The sequence below is a fragment of the Rhizobium sp. WSM1274 genome (genome assembly GCF_025200775.1).
Lineage (GTDB): Bacteria > Pseudomonadota > Alphaproteobacteria > Rhizobiales > Rhizobiaceae > Rhizobium > Rhizobium leguminosarum_I.
Window position 1 is genome coordinate 2,647,922 of record NZ_CP104138.1, and the last position, 18,114, is coordinate 2,666,035.

Consider the following 18,114-nt stretch of genomic DNA (forward strand, 5'->3'; position numbering starts at 1 on the left):
TGTGATGAAACAACAAGACCCCAGCCATAGGGAGCCTCCGGGGGTGGGACAGTAGGGCACACATTCTGCATCTCTACAGCGCCTCGCCTCACCGGGAAGATGTTAGTCGTGGGCCAGGCCGTCGAGCATTGCAGCTACATGTGGCAGCAGGAACCATTTCCGGTGTCATCGGCCGAACGTTGCAGGCGATTGTCGACACTCTGGCTGTTTCCTTCCGGCGGCAGGTCCATGGCGATGTTGGATGCGAAGAAGCCGTTCGGTTTCAGCGTGAAGCCGGCATATTCCACGGGCATGATCGGAAAATCCTCGGGCTTGCAGACATGGGTATGGCCGAAGGAATGCCAGAGCACGATATCGGCATTCTCGATTTCGCGGTTCTGCTTGACGTAACTCGGCAGGCCGTCGCCGCCGGCATGCACGTTCGGATAATCGCCGCTCGCATATTTTTCCTTGGCATCGAAGGCCGTGACCCAGATGTGTTTCTTGGCGAAACCGCCGCGCTGGGCAACGGTCGAATCCGGCTGGGCAAGCATGACCGGCGACGGCATGACGACAATCTTGTAGCCCGGCGCCTTGCAGACGCTGTTCTCTATGTTGGTGTTGGAGACTTTCCAGTAACGGCCGGTCTCGCCACTGGCGAGTGCAGGCGAATCGAGTTCGCGTTTCAGTACACGGCTCTTGGTATCGAAGACATTGCCATAGGGATTGTCTTCACCCCAGGGACGCGGCACGAACTCATGCTCGGTTACCGTATTGTCGCCGCCGTCGACATCCATGTGCAGGCGCGCATTGAAGAAATGCTGGTGGGTCGGACCGCCGAGATTGTCATCGACCATGCCGCCCCATGGATAGATTTCGCCGGTCGCGACCGCCGCCGTCTGGATGATGCCGGTGAGCTTGGCTTCGAGCTGGATCGTGCCGTCCTGGTAGAGATACCAGTAGAAGCCGTAATCATAATTGCCGACGGTTGCGAAGAAGGAGATGACGAGGCGGCGCGAACGGCGCACTTCGAAAACACCGTTGCGGAATTCGTAATGCTTCCAGAGGATGCCGTAATCCTCCTCATGCATGCAGATGGCATTCTTCATGATGAAAGGCTGGCCGAAATCGTCCGCCGCCGGCACGTCGAAATAGTGAATATGGCCGAGGCAGTCGCAGCCGAGTTCGAGACAATTGGCCAGGCGTCCGAGACCATATTCGCCGGCATCGAAGGCGCTCTTCCAATAGTGGTTCGCGGTCGGATCAGCGTAGGGCACGACCATTTCGGTGACACTGGCGCGAAAGACGACGGGCCGCAGCCTGCCCTGATCCGTGATGCCGAGTTCATGCAGAACGAGGCCCTCGCGCGGGGTGAAACCGACACGGAAACTCCAGTTCTGCCATTCGACTTTCCAGCCGTCGACAGTAAAGCTCGGCCCTTGCGGCTGAACGATATGCAGCGGCGTGAGATCGGGCCGCGGTTCCGGGAAGGTTTCGCGGCCATAATTGCGCTTCTTCCTCGGGACCGGAATGATCTTCTCATCGTCGACGAGATCGACCACTCGGTTGGTGATCAGATCAACGACCGCGACTACGCCCTCGATCGGATGCGCGTAGCCGTTGTCACGGACATCCTCGCGCCAATAGGACACGGCGCGGACGATACGCTTTCCCTTCTCGAATTCGCGGCCAAAATAGCCCGAGGAAAAAGGATCGATCTGGATGAGCGGAATATCCTCGTCGGTAATGCCGCGCTTCTTGACGGCAGCGATCCAGCGCGGATCGGATTTGACGGTGCCTTCAACGGTTTCGAACTCGCACAGCATGACCGGCGGCTGGCCATAAGGCAATTCATCGAGAGGCAGCCGGATATAGGAGGATACCGTGCCGGCAGTCAGGTTGACGATGCCCTCGAAGGTCTCGCCATTGCTGATATCCATCGCCAGGATGAAGGCGAGGCGCGGCAGCCTGTCGCCCAAGCGATGGGCGGCAAGATCCGCCTTGGTCGGCTCCTCCAGCCGGGTTATCGGAAAGCGGAAGGTGGGTGCGAGTGTCTGCGTATCCTTGAGTATGGCAACGGCAGAAGCGATCTCGTCAAGGCTCAGAGGATCGAGCGGATGGGTAACTGCGACAACGGCGTCCATGGATATACCTCTTTGGCTTTGGGCCTCTTGGTTTCGGAAGAGACGACGCAGCATGGCGCGTCGCTAGCTACGGTGATCAGGATCGACCGGAGCAGATCTGCGTCTCGATCATCATCGTGCCTCGATGAATGCAGAACACTGAGCAGAAGGCGTGCGCTTCAATGGCAACCAACAATGTTGCGCCGGCAAGGGTCGCGACCGCGAGAACGAGAAGGCGATCGACGGGTGCAAGTTCGAAAACGGCACTCATTCGAAGACCTTTCCAAGGGAGGCGTAGAGAGCGGGCTTGGATCTCTTGATCTGGACCGCAAACAGCGCGCCAAGAATGCCCACCAGCACCATGGCATAGGGGAAAGCCTTGACGATCGGGCTTTCACTGCCGGAAAGGAGTGAAAGATTGGAACTGACCAGCACCAGCGAACCAACGAGGCCGAGCAGCGCCAGCGCCGGAGCGATCATCGTGGTCCAGGCGCTATATCCGTTCGGCGTCTTGCGGAAGAACATGACGATCGCGACGGAGACCAGCACCTGCACCAGCAGGATACCGATACCTGCAAGCGCTGCCATCCACGAGAACACGACAGTGTAGGGGTCGGCGCCGAAGATGACGAATAGGGCAAGGACGATGGCCGCGATCAGACTTTGCAGCAGACCCGCAGCATAGGGTGAGCCATGCTTGCCGTGAACCTTGCCGAGCACCTGTGCGGCCAGGCCTTCACGGCCCAGGGCGAAGAAGTAGCGGTTGAGCGTATTGTGGAAGGACAGAATGCAGGCAAACAGGCTGGTGATCAGCAACACGTTCATCACCTGGCTCGACCATGCGCCGAGCACGGAATTGGCGGCGGCGAAGTAGAAGCTGTCAAGGCCGGCAGCAGCAGTGGCCTGCACCTTGCTTGGACCGTAGAATTGCACGATTGCCCAGGTGGAGAAGGCATAGAAGAGTGTGATGAGCAGCACCGCGACATAGGTGGCACGGGGAATGGTCTTTTCCGGATTTTCGGCTTCTTCGCCAAAAATGGCCGTAGCTTCGAAGCCGATGAACGAACCGATGACGAAGACCAGCGCCGCACCTAGGCCGGGCGCGAAGACCGACGATGGCATGAAGGAGGAGAAGCTGATGCCTTCCGGTCCGCCACCTGAAAAGACGATCGCGAGATCCAGAACCAGCAATATGGCGATTTCAGCAATCATGCAGACGCCGAGGATCGCGCCTGAGAAGGCGATGTTGCGCTGACCGCAGACCAGCACGACGACCAGTGCTGTGAAAGCCCAAGCCCACCAGGGCAGGACCAAACCGAGGGGCGCTATGGCATTGGCCATGAAGAAACCGAACAGGCCGTAGATGGCGATCTGAACCGCGCTATAGGTGACCAGCGCCATGAAGGCGCCACCCACGCCAGCCGGCTTGCCGATGCCATGGGTGATATAGGTGTAGAAAGCGCCTGCCCCGTCCACATGCCGGCTCATGGCGGTGAAGCCGACCGAGAAGAGCAGGTAAAGCAGGCCGGCGAGCACGAAAGCGCCGGGGACGCCGGCGCCATTGCCAAAAGCAAAGGCAGCCGGCGAAGCGCCGACGACGGCCGTGAGTGGCGCGGCCGCGGCAACGACGAAGAACACGATGTGGGCGAGGCCGACCGAGTTCCTGGCCAGACGACGCTCCGGCGATAATGGTGCGGGCATGCTTGCTTCCAGTGTCATGGAGAACCCCTCTTTGCTTGTTTGTTGCCAAGAAGGTAAGCGCGGCGATCTGGCCCCGAAATTGCAGTTTATGCCAATGAATCGATAATTCGCGCCACGACGGTCACCGGAGACGCTGAAAATGGCAGTTGCATCGCATTTGATCAGCCGCATGCCCACAGTTGCTTCAATTCGAGCCTCCGTCTTGATCCCGCTGGTGCAACAAATCGATAAAAGATCCGGGAAAACCGACCTCCTTCTCGCTTCGCACGGCATTTTGCGCTCGCAATTGGACGATCCCTACGCTGTCCTGCCCATGGCGCGTTATGTCGCGCTGTTCGAGGAGGCCGCGACGATAACCGGCGAACCGGCACTGGGAGCTCGCATGGGCACCGGGTTCAAGCCCGCCGACATCGGCCCCATCGGCATGCTCTTTGCGCTCTCGCCGACCATTCGCAGCGCTTTCGAACGGCTGTCGAAATATGTGAACGCGGTACAAGGCGCGACCAGTTCCGGCGTGTTCGAGGAAAATGGCGATTTTGTCTGGAGCTACCGGATCGTCGATCCAGCGATGTGGCCGCGCCGGCAGGACAGCGAATTCACGATCGCCGCCTCCTGTCAACTCGTCCGCTCGTGCTTCCGCCGTGGCTGGCGGCCGATCGAAATCCAACTCGAGCATCACGCCCCTCGCGACGCCGGTGTGCTGGAACGCATCTGTGGCGCGCCCATCCTGTTTGCCCAATCCGGCAACCGGATCGTCATGAACAGGGCGGAGGCTGATCGTGTGCACCGTGCGGAAGACAAAAGCCTGGTCGAGATCCTGGAGCGGCATATCGGCGATCTCGTCAACGAGCCAGCGGCCGGCGATATCGTCACGGAAAAGGTCCAGGCTCTGATCGGCATCTATCTCGGCCGCAAGCCGGTGACGGTCGCAACCCTTGCCGCCGAACTGAAGATGTCGCCGCGAAGCCTGCAGCGCCGGCTGTCGGAGGAAGGCGTGTCGCTTCGCGATCTCGTTCGCCAGCACCGCCAGACACTTGCCGCCCACTATCTCGGCGACCGACATGCCGCACCGATGTCCGAGATTGCCAGTGTGCTGGGTTATGCAGACAACACGGTGCTATGGCGTGCACTGCGATCCTGGGAAAAGAAGGGGAACGACCCATCTTCGACAGGTTGATCGAAGAAGCATGGCAACGGAGATAGCCCGATAGCTGCCCACGCCAGATCGCGGCATTCTCCAACGCGCCTCATCCTTGTACGTTGCGATCCAAAGGATCGCCTCGAAGGACACGCCGCAGCGCCGCTTCTTGCGCCATTGCATCTAACGCCGGAACACCTGCCTCGCCCTTCGAGGCCCCTTCGGGGCACCTCAGGATGAGGCTCTCTTGAGCGTTGCGCCTGCCCGGTGACGGCGCTCGACGCCCTTTGCCGCCAGGATGTCGTCGACGGCGGTTGACGTCAGAAATTCCGACAGTTGCTCGGCAGCGTCTGCGTCGGTTGAATCAGCGCTGATGCCGATGGCGAAGTCGATGTAACTTTGGAGTTCTGCCGGAAATTGACCCACAAGCATGACCTCGGGAGCAGCGGCGAGAATCGACGTCACGGGAACGACGCCCAACTCGGCCTCGCCACGGCCGATGGCCGCCGCTGTCTGCCCTCCTGATATGGCCACCAGCTTGGGCTTCACCTCATCGGCAATTCCCAGGCTTTCCAGCAAACCGGAGAAATAGCCGCCGCTGCTTCCTTCACTGGCGAAGGCGATTGATCTGGCGCTCTTCAACGCATGTTTGAATGCTCCCACCGACCCAATGTCGAGCGGCCGATTGCCTGCCTTGGCCGCTACCCCCATTGCGATCCGGCCGAACGCGACCTCGCTCCCCGCCTTGACTTTTCCCAAGGCGGTCAGATCCTCAACCAGGTTCGGATTGGTGATGACGAGGTCAAAAGCTTCCCCGGCTTCAATCTGCTTCTTGACGACAGGATTGAGTTCCCACTTGACCGCAACCGTGAATCCTGTGGCAGTTTCGAACCGGGATATGAGAGCAAGGACGGCAGGTCGGACCGCAATAGCGCCAAAGAGCCGGATTTCCTGAGTCATGACCGAAATCGATCTTGTCCAACCGACCCTACGGCCCCGTCCCAAAGAACGCCACCCGCGTGAAAATCGTATAGTCCGCCTCCGACACCATCAGCGCCACGAAAACCAGCACCAGCAGCGGCGGCAGCAGGATGGCGTAGACGAGCGCCAGCCGTTCCCAGGCCATGTGCATGAAGACGGCGACGATCAGCCCGGCCTTCAGCATCATGAACACCAGGATCAGCGTCCACCTCAAGTAGCTCTGGACGCCGAGATAATCGACCATGTAGGACCCCGCGCTGAGCACGAAGAGCAGGCCCCAGACGAGGAAATAGAGCCGGAGCGGATGCTGCTGTCCGGTGTGTGCCTGTGCATGCGTTTGGACTTGTGCATGCGCCGTTGTCTCGCTCATGACGACCTCACCACAGATAAAAGAATGCGAAGATGAAGACCCAGACCAGGTCGACGAAGTGCCAGTAGAGGCCCATGATCTCGACGGCCTCGTAGCGGCCTTTCCGGCTGGTGAAGAAGCCGCGCCGTTCCACATCGAAATCGCCCCGCCAGACCTTGCGGGCGACGATGATGAGGAAGATGACGCCGATCGTGACATGGGTGCCGTGAAAGCCGGTGATCATGAAGAAAGTCGATCCGAACTGTGCCGCCCCCCACGGGTTTCCCCAGGGGCGCACCCCTTCGGTGATCAGCTTCGTCCATTCGAAGGCCTGCATGGTGACGAAGGTTGCGCCGAGAAGCGCTGTCAGCAGCATGAGGATCGCCGTCGTGCGGCGGTCGCGGCGATAGCCGAAATTGACCGCCATCGCCATGGTGCCGCTGCTCGAGATCAGCACGAAGGTCATGATCGCAATCAGGATCAGCGGCACGTCCTGGCCGCCGATATGGAGCGCAAAGACCTCGCTCGGATTGGGCCATGGAACGGGCGTCGACATGCGGGCGGTCATATAGGCGATCAGGAAACAGCCGAAGACGAAGGTGTCGCTCAAGAGAAAGATCCACATCATCGCCTTGCCCCAGGAGGCGGTCTTGAAGGCGCGCTGATCCGAGCTGAAATCGGCCGCGACACCGCGCAGACCGGCCGGCCTGAGGCCTGGCTCGCCGTGTGTCTCGATAGTCTGTGCCATCTGCAAAGCTCCTAATTCAGAAGGGTGCGGCAGAGATCGACGAAATCATTCGCCCAGCCGGCAAAGAGCGCGAAGAGCAGCAGCCAGACGGCGAGCATAAAATGCGAATAGATGGCGGAAAGATCGACGCTGAGGCGCAGCCTGTCCGGCGTGACGTCGGTTGAAAATGCCCTGACCGTCGTATGCGTGAGCACGGCGAGTCCGCCGAGGATATGCAGGCCGTGCAGGCCGGTCAGCATGTAGAAGAAGCTGTTGGCGGGGTTATCGGCCAGCACATAGCCGGCCGCCGTTAGCTCCCGCCATGCCTGGATCTGCCCGGCGAGAAAGAAGACGGCAAGGCCAAGTCCTGTCACGAGCGCCGGCCGCAGGCTTTCCATGCGGCCCTGCCCCGCCTCTCGTCTCGCCCATTGCAGCGCCGCACTGCTCAAGGCGAGTGCTGCGGTGTTCACCCAGAGCAGCCGGGGGATTGGCATGCCCCACCAATCGGCCGACGCCATACGCATGAAATAGGCGCTGACGGCAAGGCTGAAGACGGCGCCGACGACGCCGAGAAACACGAAGAGGCCGATCTTCACCGCCGGCGGCTGTTGCCGCTCAGTGCCGATATGATCCGGCATCTGCACCGACCCGGTTTCGAGCCAGGGCTTCGAGGTCAACCGCTGCCCGGAAAGCCACCAGATCATGATGGCGGCGATGGCGGCCAGGAAGATCAGCACGACGCTCATGCCGGAACCTCCCGGGTGATGCCGTCGCTTGCCGGCACATTCTGCGGAATGAAATCCTCGGTCGCCCCGGGCACGCTGTAGTCATAGGCCCAGCGGTAGACGACCGGCAGATCCTTGCCCCAGTTGCCGTGGGCGGGCGGCGTCTGCGGCGTCTGCCATTCGAGCGTCGTTGCCCGCCATGGATTGCCGCCGGCCTCCCTGCCCCGGAAAAGGCTCCAGACCAGATTGAACAGGAACACCATCTGCCCAGCCCCTACAACAAGCGCCATGACGGTGATGAAGATATTCAGCGTATGGGCCGAAGGCGGAACGAAGGCCGTTTGTCCCATCTCGAAATAGCGGCGCGGCACCCCGAGCAGGCCGAGATAATGCATCGGGAAGAAGATTGCATAGGTGCCGAGGAAGGTAATCCAGAAGTGGATCTGGCCGAGCACCTCGTCGAGCATGCGTCCCGTCACCTTCGGATACCAGTGATAGATGGCCCCGAAGATGACGAGGATCGGCGCCACCCCCATGACCATGTGGAAATGCGCGACGACGAACATCGTATCCGACAGCGGCACGTCGACGACGACGTTGCCGAGGAAGAGGCCGGTCAGGCCGCCATTGACGAAGGTGACGATGAAGGCGAGTGCAAAGAGCATGGGCAGCGTCAGGTGGATGTCGCCGCGCCAGAGCGTCAGCACCCAGTTATAGACCTTGATGGCCGTCGGAACGGCGATGATCAGCGTCGTGGTGGCGAAGAAGAAGCCGAAGGCCGGGTTCATGCCGCTGACATACATGTGGTGCGCCCAGACGACGAAGCTCAGCGCACCGATGATGACGATCGCCCAGACCATCATGCGATAGCCGAAGATATTCTTGCGCGCATGCGTGCTGATCAGATCCGAAACGATGCCGAAGGCCGGTAGAGCAACGATATAGACCTCGGGATGGCCGAAGAACCAGAACAGGTGCTGGAACAGGATTGGGCTGCCGCCGCCATGCTGCAGCTGCGTGCCCATCTCGACGATGGCGGGCATAAAGAAGCTGGTGCCGAGCACGCGGTCGAACAGCATCATGACGCAGGCGACGAAGAGGGCGGGAAAGGCAAGCAGCGCCATGACGGTGGCGGTGAAAATGCCCCAGACGGTAAGCGGCATCCGCATCAGCGTCATGCCGCGCGCCCGCCCCTGCAGCACCGTCACCACATAGTTCAGCCCGCCCATGGTGAAGCCGATGATGAAGACGATCAGAGAGGAGAGCATCAAGAGGATGCCCCAGTCCTTGCCGCCGGGTGTGCCTGACAGAACCGACTGCGGCGGATAAAGCGTCCAGCCGGCTCCTGTCGGGCCGCCGGGGGCGAAGAAGCCGGCAACGAGGATCAGCACGGCAAGCAGATAGATCCAGTAGCTCAGCATGTTCGCATAGGGAAACACCATGTCGCGGGCGCCGACCATCAGCGGAATGAGGTAATTGCCGAAGCCGCCGAGGAAGAGCGCGGTCAGGAGATAGATCACCATGATCATGCCGTGCATGGTGATGAACTGGTAATAGTGATCGGCATCGATGAAGGAGAGAGCGCCGGGAAAGGCGAGCTGAATCCGCATCAGCCATGAGAGCACCAGCGCCACCAGGCCGATCGAGATGGCGGTAATCGAATATTGCACGGCGATGATTTTCGCATCCTGGCTGAACACATATTTCGTCCACCAGCTATGTGGATGATAAAGCTCGACATCCTCGACTTCAGCGGATGGAATGCTGCCGGATGGAATCTCGACCATGATTTCTCTTCCCTTTCCCCGCCGGTTAACCGAACCGGCAAGCGATCTGTGACCGCTACGCCGGTTCAGTTTGCCGGCGGCGGTTCTCCCGATGACGCTGTCAACTGGGTGAATGTCTGCTGCTGCCCGAGCCAGGTCTGGTAGTCCGCATCCTCGTCGACGACGACGGTGCCGCGCATTTGCGGATGGCCGACGCCGCAGAGTTCGGCGCAGAGAATCTCGAAGGTCCCCGTCCGGGTCGGCGTGAACCAGAAATAGGTGATCATGCCGGGGATCATGTCCATCTTGGCGCGGAACTCCGGCACGTAGAAATCATGGAGCACATCGACCGAACGCAGCAAGATGTGCACCGACTTGCCGATCGGCAGATGCAGCTCGCCGCCCTCGATGATGACGTCGTCAAGGCCGCTTGCATCATTCTTGTCGAGGCCGAGCGGATTTTCGGGGGTGACGTCGCGCGTCTCGGCCCGGCCGAGCTTTCCGTCGGCTCCGGGCAGCCGGAAGCTCCACTGCCACTGTTGGCTGACGACCTCGACCGATGCAGCATCTTTGGGCACCGTAATGAACTGGTTCCACACGATCAGGCCGGGGGCCAGCATCGCCGCAACGCCGATCGCCGTTCCCCCTCCCAGCAGCAATTCCAGCCTGCGGTTCTCGGGCTCGTAATGCGCCCGGTTGCCTGGCTTGTGCCGGAAGCGAAAGACGCAATAGGCCATGAACGAAACCACCGCCACGAAGACGATGCCGGTGATCCAGAAGGTGATGACGAGGGTGCTGTCGATATAGGTCCAGTTGGACGCGATCGGCGTCCACCACCACGGGCTCAGCACATGGAACAGCACGGAGCCGACGACAATCAGGGCGAGAATCAGCACGACAGCCATGTCCGCTCCTCCTCGAGCAGTGACCCGTGAAACCGCATTGCGTAAAAAGTCCGTCTTTATTATCGCATAGATAGAAAATATCGGCAATTACGGCAATTTAGGCACGCGCCACCGGCCGCGAACCGTCATTTGCAGTAATGCCCGCAGTTGGAATATTGCCCATCATTTTGAATATTGCTTCAGATAGGCGATGAGATCGGTGATTTCCTGATCGTCCTTCAGGCCGACGAAGGCCATTTTCGTGCCCTTCACCTTCGCTTTAGGATTGTGCAGATAGTCGCGTAGCGTCGCCTCGTCCCAGACGAGACCGCCGTCTCCGGCCGCCTTCATTGCGGACGAATAAGCGAAGTTCGGGTGCGTTCCGGCCTTCCGGCCGAACAGCCCGTTCAGCGACGGGCCAACCTTGTTCGTATCGGAATCGGCGATATGACAGGTCGCGCATTTCTTGAAAACGACAGCACCCGCCGTCGGATCGCCCGCCTGCGCCCCGGCGCTACCGGGGAAAAGGGTAATAACGGATGCGGCGATCAGCAGAACAACACGGTAATCCATGGCAAACCTCATCCTCCCAAAGGTCGCCACCCACTCGCACCCTCCACAATCATTCGCGTGCGGGTAGTGGTTCTATCCTTAAAGCTTAGTCCTTCGCGGGTGCAAGTCAATCCGTTCCAGTGGGCCACATGGACGCAATCTGATGTCGGCGGATCCGGCGCAGATGATGCAGGTCCCGCGCCACCTCAGCTGCCGCGACTATGCCCCGATCGAAAGCGCCTCGTTCACCGCCAACTCCGCCATGGAAAGCGCTGCCTCGCGGGTCCTCGCGGCGGCGATGAAGCGGCCGTTGTGGCAGAAGCTCGCCCCCTCTATGCAGCAAACCGCCTCCAGTGCGCCATTGGTGAGCCCGGCCCAGGTCGCCGGCAGGTCGGCCCGGAGTTCAAAGCCCTCGTCGCCGCGGCGAATGCCGGTCACGCACCAGTCCTTTTCGCGCGGATGAACGACGAACAGCAGGTGATCGGCGCCAGCCTTGACGATGGCGGGACGGAAGGGCATCCCCCTCGGCAATTCCAGAACACGCCCCTCTCCCGCCGCCTCGATCGCCCGATGCACGATCGCCTCGGCCCGCAATTTTGCGGCACTCTGGGCGATCCTGGCCTCGACGAAACTGCGGGCAATCGCAAGGGCCGCGTGGAAGGCGTGATCGTCGGCTTCAGGGCCCGTCTCGTCGAAAACCGGTTTCAGGGTCTCCAGCAGCGCCGGCAGTGTCAGCCCGGCCAGCGGCCCCGACGGGCTAAGCGCACCGTTGTCGGTCCGATCGATCGGCAGCACGAAGCTGGCGTCGAAAGAGCCATGCATCGCTTCCACATGTGCTTCGGGAAGACTGGAGGCTGCCAGATAATCACGGCCATAATGCTTCCAGATCAGGCCGAACGAGCTGTAGGGCTGGCCATCGTCGCGTAGCGGCGCGGCGCGCTGGTGGTGATCGAATATCCCGGCAGCAGGATCATAGGCTCCGCCGACATCATAAATGATCCGGTCTTCGCCCGGCGTGATCCACTCCGGCGCCCGGCTGCGGACGATACGCGCCTGCGGGAAAAGCCGGGTCAGGATGACGCTCGACAGCAATTCGTCGGCATGAAAGCCACCGGAATGGGTGACGAGGAAATCGGGGATCATGGAAGCTATGCGCCTTGTCGTTCGCGGACGATCCGCTTGCCGGTCGGCTTGAGATAACCGTTGCCGCCTGCCATCTCAACCCATACCTTAAATCGGTGTCGATTTAAGAATAAAAATGATGCACCAATCCAATGTGTTACAGCGCCCTTTCGCACATCGCCAAAATACCATCTCCAGCTGAATTCATCGAAGCCCCTGAAGGGTGCTCAGGATAAGAGGCAGTCCGTGGAAATCCCTCAGCACTTTCACGTTGTCGAGACGGCCGGATGGCTTGTGAACCACCGCATGAACTCCGCCCTTCCCGGTTACCTCATGATCAGCTCCAAGACCGACACCAACGACCTGTCGGATTTGCCTGAAGACGCTTTGGCCGAATTCGGCCCATTGCTCGCAAGGGCTCAGAGTACGCTGAAACGGCAATTGAATGCGCAGCGCGTCTATATCGGCCGGTATGGACATGCGCCCGGTTATCCGATCCATTTCCATGTGATCCCGATATATGACTGGGTGGAGGAGTTGTTCTGGAAGGACGCTCGATATCGTCTGCTCAAGAATTTCGCAGAAGGACCCGGGGAAACCGCAACGGATGGCGCGGAACTGACGCTGTTTGTCTGGCGGGAGTTCTGCGAACGCGCAGAGCCGCCACCGGTCAAAGGGCCATCGGTCTCAGAGGCCATCGAGTTGCTGCGGGAGACAATGCGGTTTCCGGCGTCTCAAGCCTAAGACAACAGCGGTCCCGGCTGTCTTGCGACGAGTGCACGGCCGGCTGCCGCGCCGGCATGCAGGCAGATGAGCCCAATCGCCGCGAGAGAATTGATCAACAGAACATCAGCCACGACCGCTGCCGAAAATGCGCCCTCACGGGACGGAAGCACCACTGTTGCGGCAAGCAGCACGCCTTCATAGGCAACGAGGGTCATAGCAGTGGATTTCCTCGCCGCCACGCGGCTACAACGCATCCAGCGGTATCTTCAGATATCGCCGGCCATTCCCCTCCGGCTCCGGCAATCTCCCGCCTTGGATATTCACCTGCAGCGCGTGCAGCATCAGCTTCGGCTTGGGCAGCGTGCGGTCTCGCGCCTGGCGCAGCGCCACGAAGCCGGGCTCGTCAACACCCGCAATATGAAGATTGGCGCGCTTCTGCGCAGCCACCGTGCTTTCCCAGCGCGGGTGCCGGCCGCCGGGCTGATAGTCGTGGCCGGAAAAGAGCCGGGTCTCCTCGGGCAGCGACAGGATCGCCTGGATCGAGTGCCAGAGGGAGCTAGCACTGCCGCCCGGAAAATCCGTGCGCGCAGTGCCGGAATCCGGCGTGAACACCGTGTCGTGCACGAAGGCGGCGTCACCGATCACATAAGTGATCGAGGCGAGTGTGTGCCCGGGCGAAAACATCACGCGGGTTTTAAGCGTGCCGATCTCGAACGTGTTGCCATCGGCAAACAGCCGGTCCCATTGCGAGCCGTCGGTTTTAAGCGCCGGGCAGTTGTAGATCTCCTTCCAGAGCGTCTGGACGTCGGTGACATGCGCGCCGATCGCCGTCGGCGCACCGGTCTTTCCCTTGATGTAATGTGCGGCGGAGAAATGATCGGCATGCGGATGCGTGTCGAGGATCCACTCGACCGTCAGCCCCTCACTTTCGATATGAGCAAGGATGGCGTCGGCATTGGCCGTTCCGGTCGTCCCCGACATTTCATCGAAATCGAGCACCGGGTCGATGATGGCACAGCGTTTCGTCGCCGGGTCGGAAACGACATATTGCACACTGCAGGTGCGGGGCTCAAAGAAGGCCTTCACATGAGCCGCCTGCCCCGACCGCCTTTCCAGCCAGCGGCGCGCGCCGGCAAGATCGAAGCCGAGGTTTTGACCGAAGGCCTCGATATCCCCGTGCTTCATCCGCCCGTCCAGCACCTCGCCCAGTGCATAGAGCGTCAGCGCCCGCGTACCGCTCTTGCAATGGGCGATGACCGGCCCCTTCGCCTGCGTCACCGCCGTCTGGAAGGCGCGGATATCGGCCTCGGTGATCTCGGCCCCCTTCACTGGCACGAAGCTGTAGGCGAGCCCGACGGCGGCGGCGGAAGTCTTTTCCGCCGTATTGCCCGGCTGCCCCGGCTCCTCGCCATCCGGCCGGGCATTGATGACGGCGGCAAAGCCATCAGCAGCGAAGGCGGCAAAACCTGCGGCGTCGGGCTGCCCCGCCACCGTTATCAGCTCATTGACCTTCACGGATGTCATCGAAACCCCTGCGCCCGCATCATGCAGTATCGCATGTATTACACTACAATCGCACAAGTATATCTCAGAGCGCAAGAATAGCTTCGGCCCGGCCGGTGCGCTGTCAAAACGACAGCGTCACCGAACTTGTCTGATCTCGACATGCATGGCGCTGGCGCTGACGACGATGCCGCCGTCGAGCATGTCCTCCTGTATGTAGCCTCGAGAGGCGACACAGGGCGGGCAGGCCCAGATCGGCCGCCGCGCCGCTGGATCGACCCAGCATTGCGAGCGGATGGAGCGGCGGCACGCGTGTCATGCGCTCGCCGATCTTTACGATCCAGGTCGTAGTGACGCCTCCGATAACCTCCAAAGCCGCCCGCAAGACGCGGGCGACAGCATCGTCGTGCGGCATCAGCCTCACGCGCATACGATCAGTCCTGGCCCTGCAGGCGGTCCATGACCTGGAGCAAGAGATCGGCGCAGGCCTTCATCGGTTCGTCCTCGGCGCATTTGAGGTCGATCCTGGTGTTGCCGTCCTCTATGCGGAAATGCGCCGCCTTGGAGGGCGGCGGGAGCATCGGGTGATGACCGCGGAAGCCCCTGTCGCCACGGAAGCCGCCGTCATCGCGGAAGCCCATCTCGCCTCTCGGGCCATGCCATTGGCGATCGGGGCCATCGGGACGTTCTCTCGCGTCCGGCCGGTCCATCGTCGGCCCATCCATCGTCGACCCATCATCACCGGAGGCAGATGGAGGCGCTGGCGGCGGCGAAGGCGGTGTGCTGGATTCGGGCACGGCGGGCGGTGTGCCGGCCGATGGCGGGATGGGCGTTTGTTGCGCGAAAGCGACGCCGGAGAGCGCGGCGAGGGCAATGCCTGAGAGAAGAAGTCTTTGCATGGGAACGTTCCTGTGTCGGAGATATCAACTGCGTGGGTAAACACCGCAGCGCGGCTTTGGTTCACGCCCGTCAGCGCCTGTGATCGAAATCTCCAAACTGTCTGTGCGGCGGACCTTTCAGCGGACGCAGCGCTTCGGTTCGTCCATCGTGGCGAACAAGGTGGCTCGCATGCACAAAGCCGTCGTCGAAGCGTTCCTGGACGGTGACGGCTTCATCCTTCGCGACAAGGTCCCCATCCTCGCCAGCCCGGCCGGTTTCAACAAGCGCCTTGCCGCTCTCATCCTGCAGCACGAACTTGTTGGCGTGGATCTCGGCGACCTTGGCGAATGGGGCGGTGGGGTTGCGGTGTGTGTTGTGTTTGCCGGTGGGGTTAGGGCGGTGGGTGTTGGGCGGGGGTGAGCGGCGGTGAAAGGGCAGCACCGCTTAATCGTCACCGAACCACTTGTCATCGCGTTCCGAGCGCCGACTGCCTGGATAGAACCCGCCAGAACCAAAATACGTCAGTTCTCGGACGTTGTCCCAGCTTGGTCGACGCATCATGTCTCCTCTCACTTCGCACAATATTGCCGCTGAAAAGGATAAGTCTGCAGTGAGCGTGCTGGGAGCAACCCCGACTAAACTTCGGCAGGCTCGCCATGTCTTGCGGTTCAAACGGAAAGGCCCAAATGTCCCGACTTGAATACTCCCGAGCCAGCCTTCTGGCTTATCGTAGCGATTGAGCCACCTAACTTCCGAGGCCGGCGGCCTTTTTAAAGCAGTTCTTTCGACCGAAGCTACCGATGTGCTTTCGTCGTCACCGTGGGATACTTTCAGCGTGTAAACGGTACGGTGACCTGTGGCATATTCTAGGACGGCAGCGAAGCTCTCACCGGCCCTAAGATCGAAATCAACCTTCGTAAGCAACAGATCCTGGTCGTCAAAGAAACAAAATGATGCTGTTCCGCTATCAAAGGCGAGCCGACCGAGCCCACGTATAGCGAAAAGATTCCATTCACGATTTTCTGCAAACACCTTTTCGTCTGCGATAGCTTTTACAAAAATGTGCCCATCAGCACCGAAAGAAGTTCCAAAGAAAAATAAAAATTTGGCATCGCTCGACTGAGCGAAACTAAGATCCGAAAGCAAGATCTCTCTGACTGTTCGGGCGTGAATTTTGGCTATATTGGCATCGTACACGAAGACTAAGTCTTCGGTCAGGACGACAGCAGCCAGTTCATCAGCCAGAGCTGCGAGATGAGCGTCATGCTGACTGATACTGGCAAAATCTTTGCCGCTCGCCAAAACTTTTACGTTGGCATCCAAGAAATTGGTAAGGATAAGATCGATCGGGGAAAGGTTGCGACGGAAGTCTGCTAGCCGCTCAAAAGCTTCGTCTTTTGCGCGCTCGGTCGTATAGAAAGAAATGCCGCGAGAAGCGAGAAGCGATAGCGCTATCCAACCCGCTCCTTCCGATATGAGAGCCGCATCAAGCAGCACGTTGGCATCCAGCACAACGTTTTTTATATCTTCTGGTATCGGGCGATGCGTCCAGCATTCTGGCCACCTGTCTCCAAAGTATCTCGCCATATCTTCCCCTGTTATGAAGCGACATCACACTTGCAAGCTCTGAGAAAGATAGTCCCGAATCCCAAAGAGATTGACACCGAAGCGTTCGGCATCGCCGGGATAGACTACAATCGTCAACTTATTCGAGAAATTTTATCGCGCGATGCGTCGCGTAATACTCCCCTCAAAGCCACAACCCAGTCCCCTTCCCCATCATCGCCGCTCTCGCCGAGGCGTCTTTCGCCTCGCCTCTGCCTTGTTGCTCGCGTATCCTGACACACGATTCGCCGTCCGCAAACGAGGGTGGGCATGAACGAAGCATCAAAGGAGAGCGCGATGTCGGACGCCAAGAGCGGCATTTCTGGACTACGGCCGCATATTACAGTCATCGGCGTCGGCGGCGGTGGTGGCAATGCGATCAACAATATGATCGCGGAAAAGCTGGCAGGCGTCGAATTCGTTGCCGCAAACACGGATGCTCAGGTGCTGGCCACCTCCAAGGCGACGCGCCGCATCCAGCTTGGCGCGAATGTGACCGAGGGTCTCGGCGCCGGTTCGCTGCCTGAGGTCGGCCATGCGGCTGCCGAAGAGTCGCTCGATGAGATCATGGATCACCTGGCCGGCTCGCATATGTGCTTCGTCACCGCCGGCATGGGCGGCGGAACGGGCACGGGTGCTGCACCCGTCATCGCACGTGCCGCGCGTGCCGCCGGCATCCTGACGGTCGGCGTCGTCACCAAGCCCTTTACCTTCGAAGGCAACCGCCGCATGCGGATGGCGGAAATCGGCATCGAGGCGCTTCGCCAGGCGGCCGATACGGTCATCGTCATTCCCAATCAAAACCTCTTCCGCATCGCCGATGCAAAAACGACGTTCGCCGATGCTTTCATGACGGCCGACCGCGTGCTTTATGCGGGCGTAGGCTGCATTACCGATCTGATCGTCAAGGAAGGCCTGATCAACCTCGATTTTGCCGATGTGAAGTCGGTCATGTCAGGCATGGGCCGAGCGATGATGGGCACCGGCGAAGCCTCCGGTGAGAGCCGCGCGATGAAGGCGGCGGAAGCGGCAATTGCCAACCCGCTTCTCGACGATATCTCGATGCGGGGCGCCAGGGGCGTGCTGATCTCGATCTCCGGCGGTTCGGATATGACGCTGTTCGAAGTGGACGAGGCGGCAAGCCGCATTCGCGACGAAGTCCAGGAAGACGCCGATATCGTCGTCGGCGCGATCTTCGACCGCAGCCTCGACGGCAAGTTCCGCGTCTCGGTGGTGGCGACCGGCCTGGAAGGCAGCCCGCTGCCTGCATCCGCGCCTCACGCCGCCGAACAGATCCAGACGCGCACGCTGCAGTAAGCGCAGCGGCGCAACATATCCAAGCACGACAGCCTGC

The 18,114-nt window shown here is 60.4% G+C and carries 17 protein-coding genes and 2 pseudogenes; 3 read left to right on the top strand and 16 right to left on the bottom strand.

All coding sequences use genetic code 11. The annotated features are described in order from the left end of the window. Window positions 1-134 precede the first annotated feature (134 nt). The 3 genes from N2600_RS13375 to N2600_RS13385 all read right to left on the bottom strand — a co-directional run bounded on the left by N2600_RS13375 (window position 135) and on the right by N2600_RS13385 (window position 3,821). Entirely contained in the window at window positions 135-2,123 is a 1,989-nt protein-coding gene (locus tag N2600_RS13375) for a primary-amine oxidase (protein ID WP_260296482.1), read from the bottom strand. Window positions 2,124-2,199: 76 nt separating this feature from the next. After that, window positions 2,200-2,373: a hypothetical protein gene (locus N2600_RS13380; RefSeq protein ID WP_170255122.1), complete on the bottom strand. Its 174-nt coding sequence runs from the start codon at window positions 2,371-2,373 to the stop codon at window positions 2,200-2,202. Beyond that, window positions 2,370-3,821, bottom strand: a complete 1,452-nt coding sequence (locus N2600_RS13385) for an APC family permease (protein ID WP_260296483.1) — start codon at window positions 3,819-3,821, stop codon at window positions 2,370-2,372. The genes N2600_RS13380 and N2600_RS13385 overlap by 4 nt, the downstream gene beginning before the upstream one ends. Window positions 3,822-3,942: 121 nt before the next feature. Here N2600_RS13385 and N2600_RS13390 point away from each other — a divergent pair, with 121 nt between their 5' ends. Then, entirely contained in the window at window positions 3,943-4,980 is a 1,038-nt protein-coding gene (locus tag N2600_RS13390) for an AraC family transcriptional regulator (protein WP_222384085.1), read from the top strand. Window positions 4,981-5,172: 192 nt separating this feature from the next. Here N2600_RS13390 and N2600_RS13395 read toward each other — a convergent pair whose 3' ends face one another. The 8 genes from N2600_RS13395 to N2600_RS13430 form a co-directional block, all read right to left on the bottom strand. Beyond that, a complete protein-coding gene (locus tag N2600_RS13395; protein WP_222384084.1) occupies window positions 5,173-5,901 on the bottom strand; it encodes a molybdate ABC transporter substrate-binding protein in 729 nt (242 codons plus the stop codon). A 28-nt stretch (window positions 5,902-5,929) separates the two neighbouring features. Then, entirely contained in the window at window positions 5,930-6,292 is a 363-nt protein-coding gene (locus tag N2600_RS13400; protein WP_222384083.1) for a cytochrome C oxidase subunit IV family protein, read from the bottom strand. Between the two features lie 7 nt (window positions 6,293-6,299). Continuing rightward, a complete protein-coding gene (locus N2600_RS13405) occupies window positions 6,300-7,019 on the bottom strand; it encodes a heme-copper oxidase subunit III family protein (protein WP_222384082.1) in 720 nt (239 codons plus the stop codon). Between the two features lie 11 nt (window positions 7,020-7,030). Then, window positions 7,031-7,744, bottom strand: a complete 714-nt coding sequence (locus N2600_RS13410; RefSeq protein ID WP_170276503.1) for a cytochrome c oxidase subunit 3 — start codon at window positions 7,742-7,744, stop codon at window positions 7,031-7,033. After that, window positions 7,741-9,510 carry a cytochrome c oxidase subunit I gene (ctaD, locus tag N2600_RS13415; RefSeq protein WP_260296484.1) on the bottom strand — a complete coding sequence of 590 codons (1,770 nt, stop codon included), beginning with the start codon at window positions 9,508-9,510 and terminating at the stop codon, window positions 7,741-7,743. Before ctaD ends, N2600_RS13410 begins: the two co-directional genes overlap by 4 nt. A 65-nt stretch (window positions 9,511-9,575) precedes the next feature. After that, complete coding sequence (locus tag N2600_RS13420; protein WP_222384080.1) at window positions 9,576-10,394, bottom strand: cytochrome c oxidase subunit II; 819 nt, start codon at window positions 10,392-10,394, stop codon at window positions 9,576-9,578. Between the two features lie 162 nt (window positions 10,395-10,556). Beyond that, window positions 10,557-10,946: a c-type cytochrome gene (locus N2600_RS13425; RefSeq protein ID WP_170280783.1), complete on the bottom strand. Its 390-nt coding sequence runs from the start codon at window positions 10,944-10,946 to the stop codon at window positions 10,557-10,559. A gap of 198 nt (window positions 10,947-11,144) precedes the next feature. Then, a complete protein-coding gene (locus N2600_RS13430) occupies window positions 11,145-12,068 on the bottom strand; it encodes an MYG1 family protein (protein WP_260296486.1) in 924 nt (307 codons plus the stop codon). 225 nt (window positions 12,069-12,293) lie between these two features. On the opposite strand from N2600_RS13430, the gene N2600_RS13435 reads away from it, so the two are divergent. Beyond that, a complete protein-coding gene (locus tag N2600_RS13435; RefSeq protein ID WP_260296488.1) occupies window positions 12,294-12,791 on the top strand; it encodes an HIT family protein in 498 nt (165 codons plus the stop codon). Here N2600_RS13435 and N2600_RS13440 read toward each other — a convergent pair. The 5 genes and pseudogenes from N2600_RS13440 to N2600_RS13460 form a co-directional block, all read right to left on the bottom strand. After that, window positions 12,788-12,979, bottom strand: a pseudogene (locus tag N2600_RS13440) (hypothetical protein); the annotation flags it as partial. The gene N2600_RS13435 and the pseudogene N2600_RS13440 sit on opposite strands and share 4 nt — an antisense overlap. Before the next feature lie 37 nt (window positions 12,980-13,016). Next, complete coding sequence (gene blh / locus N2600_RS13445) at window positions 13,017-14,297, bottom strand: bifunctional sulfur transferase/dioxygenase Blh (protein ID WP_222384077.1); 1,281 nt, start codon at window positions 14,295-14,297, stop codon at window positions 13,017-13,019. Window positions 14,298-14,710: 413 nt separating this feature from the next. Beyond that, complete coding sequence (locus N2600_RS13450; RefSeq protein ID WP_222291317.1) at window positions 14,711-15,175, bottom strand: hypothetical protein; 465 nt, start codon at window positions 15,173-15,175, stop codon at window positions 14,711-14,713. Window positions 15,176-15,245: 70 nt separating this feature from the next. Further along, window positions 15,246-15,497, bottom strand: a pseudogene (locus N2600_RS13455) (hypothetical protein); the annotation flags it as partial. 102 nt (window positions 15,498-15,599) lie between these two features. Then, window positions 15,600-16,742, bottom strand: coding sequence for a PIN domain-containing protein (locus N2600_RS13460; RefSeq protein ID WP_260296489.1), 1,143 nt, complete (start codon window positions 16,740-16,742; stop codon window positions 15,600-15,602). Between the two features lie 315 nt (window positions 16,743-17,057). On the opposite strand from N2600_RS13460, the gene ftsZ reads away from it, so the two are divergent. Continuing rightward, a complete protein-coding gene (ftsZ, locus tag N2600_RS13465; RefSeq protein WP_017964879.1) occupies window positions 17,058-18,077 on the top strand; it encodes a cell division protein FtsZ in 1,020 nt (339 codons plus the stop codon). Window positions 18,078-18,114: the final 37 nt, after the last annotated feature.

Excerpts from the sequence above, each read along its gene's own strand:
- N2600_RS13400 (WP_222384083.1), bottom strand. The coding sequence starts at position 6,292 with ATGAGCGAGACAACGGCGCATGCACAAGTCCAAACGCATGCACAGGCA.
- N2600_RS13380 (WP_170255122.1), bottom strand. The coding sequence starts at position 2,373 with ATGAGTGCCGTTTTCGAACTTGCACCCGTCGATCGCCTTCTCGTTCTC.
- blh (WP_222384077.1), bottom strand. The coding sequence starts at position 14,297 with ATGACATCCGTGAAGGTCAATGAGCTGATAACGGTGGCGGGGCAGCCC.
- N2600_RS13390 (WP_222384085.1), top strand. The coding sequence starts at position 3,943 with ATGGCAGTTGCATCGCATTTGATCAGCCGCATGCCCACAGTTGCTTCA.
- N2600_RS13375 (WP_260296482.1), bottom strand. The coding sequence starts at position 2,123 with ATGGACGCCGTTGTCGCAGTTACCCATCCGCTCGATCCTCTGAGCCTT.
- N2600_RS13410 (WP_170276503.1), bottom strand. The coding sequence starts at position 7,744 with ATGAGCGTCGTGCTGATCTTCCTGGCCGCCATCGCCGCCATCATGATC.
- ctaD (WP_260296484.1), bottom strand. The coding sequence starts at position 9,510 with ATGGTCGAGATTCCATCCGGCAGCATTCCATCCGCTGAAGTCGAGGAT.
- N2600_RS13425 (WP_170280783.1), bottom strand. The coding sequence starts at position 10,946 with ATGGATTACCGTGTTGTTCTGCTGATCGCCGCATCCGTTATTACCCTT.
- N2600_RS13450 (WP_222291317.1), bottom strand. The coding sequence starts at position 15,175 with ATGCAAAGACTTCTTCTCTCAGGCATTGCCCTCGCCGCGCTCTCCGGC.
- N2600_RS13405 (WP_222384082.1), bottom strand. The coding sequence starts at position 7,019 with ATGGCACAGACTATCGAGACACACGGCGAGCCAGGCCTCAGGCCGGCC.
- N2600_RS13430 (WP_260296486.1), bottom strand. The coding sequence starts at position 12,068 with ATGATCCCCGATTTCCTCGTCACCCATTCCGGTGGCTTTCATGCCGAC.
- N2600_RS13395 (WP_222384084.1), bottom strand. The coding sequence starts at position 5,901 with ATGACTCAGGAAATCCGGCTCTTTGGCGCTATTGCGGTCCGACCTGCC.
- ftsZ (WP_017964879.1), top strand. The coding sequence starts at position 17,058 with ATGTCGGACGCCAAGAGCGGCATTTCTGGACTACGGCCGCATATTACA.
- N2600_RS13420 (WP_222384080.1), bottom strand. The coding sequence starts at position 10,394 with ATGGCTGTCGTGCTGATTCTCGCCCTGATTGTCGTCGGCTCCGTGCTG.
- N2600_RS13385 (WP_260296483.1), bottom strand. The coding sequence starts at position 3,821 with ATGACACTGGAAGCAAGCATGCCCGCACCATTATCGCCGGAGCGTCGT.
- N2600_RS13460 (WP_260296489.1), bottom strand. The coding sequence starts at position 16,742 with ATGGCGAGATACTTTGGAGACAGGTGGCCAGAATGCTGGACGCATCGC.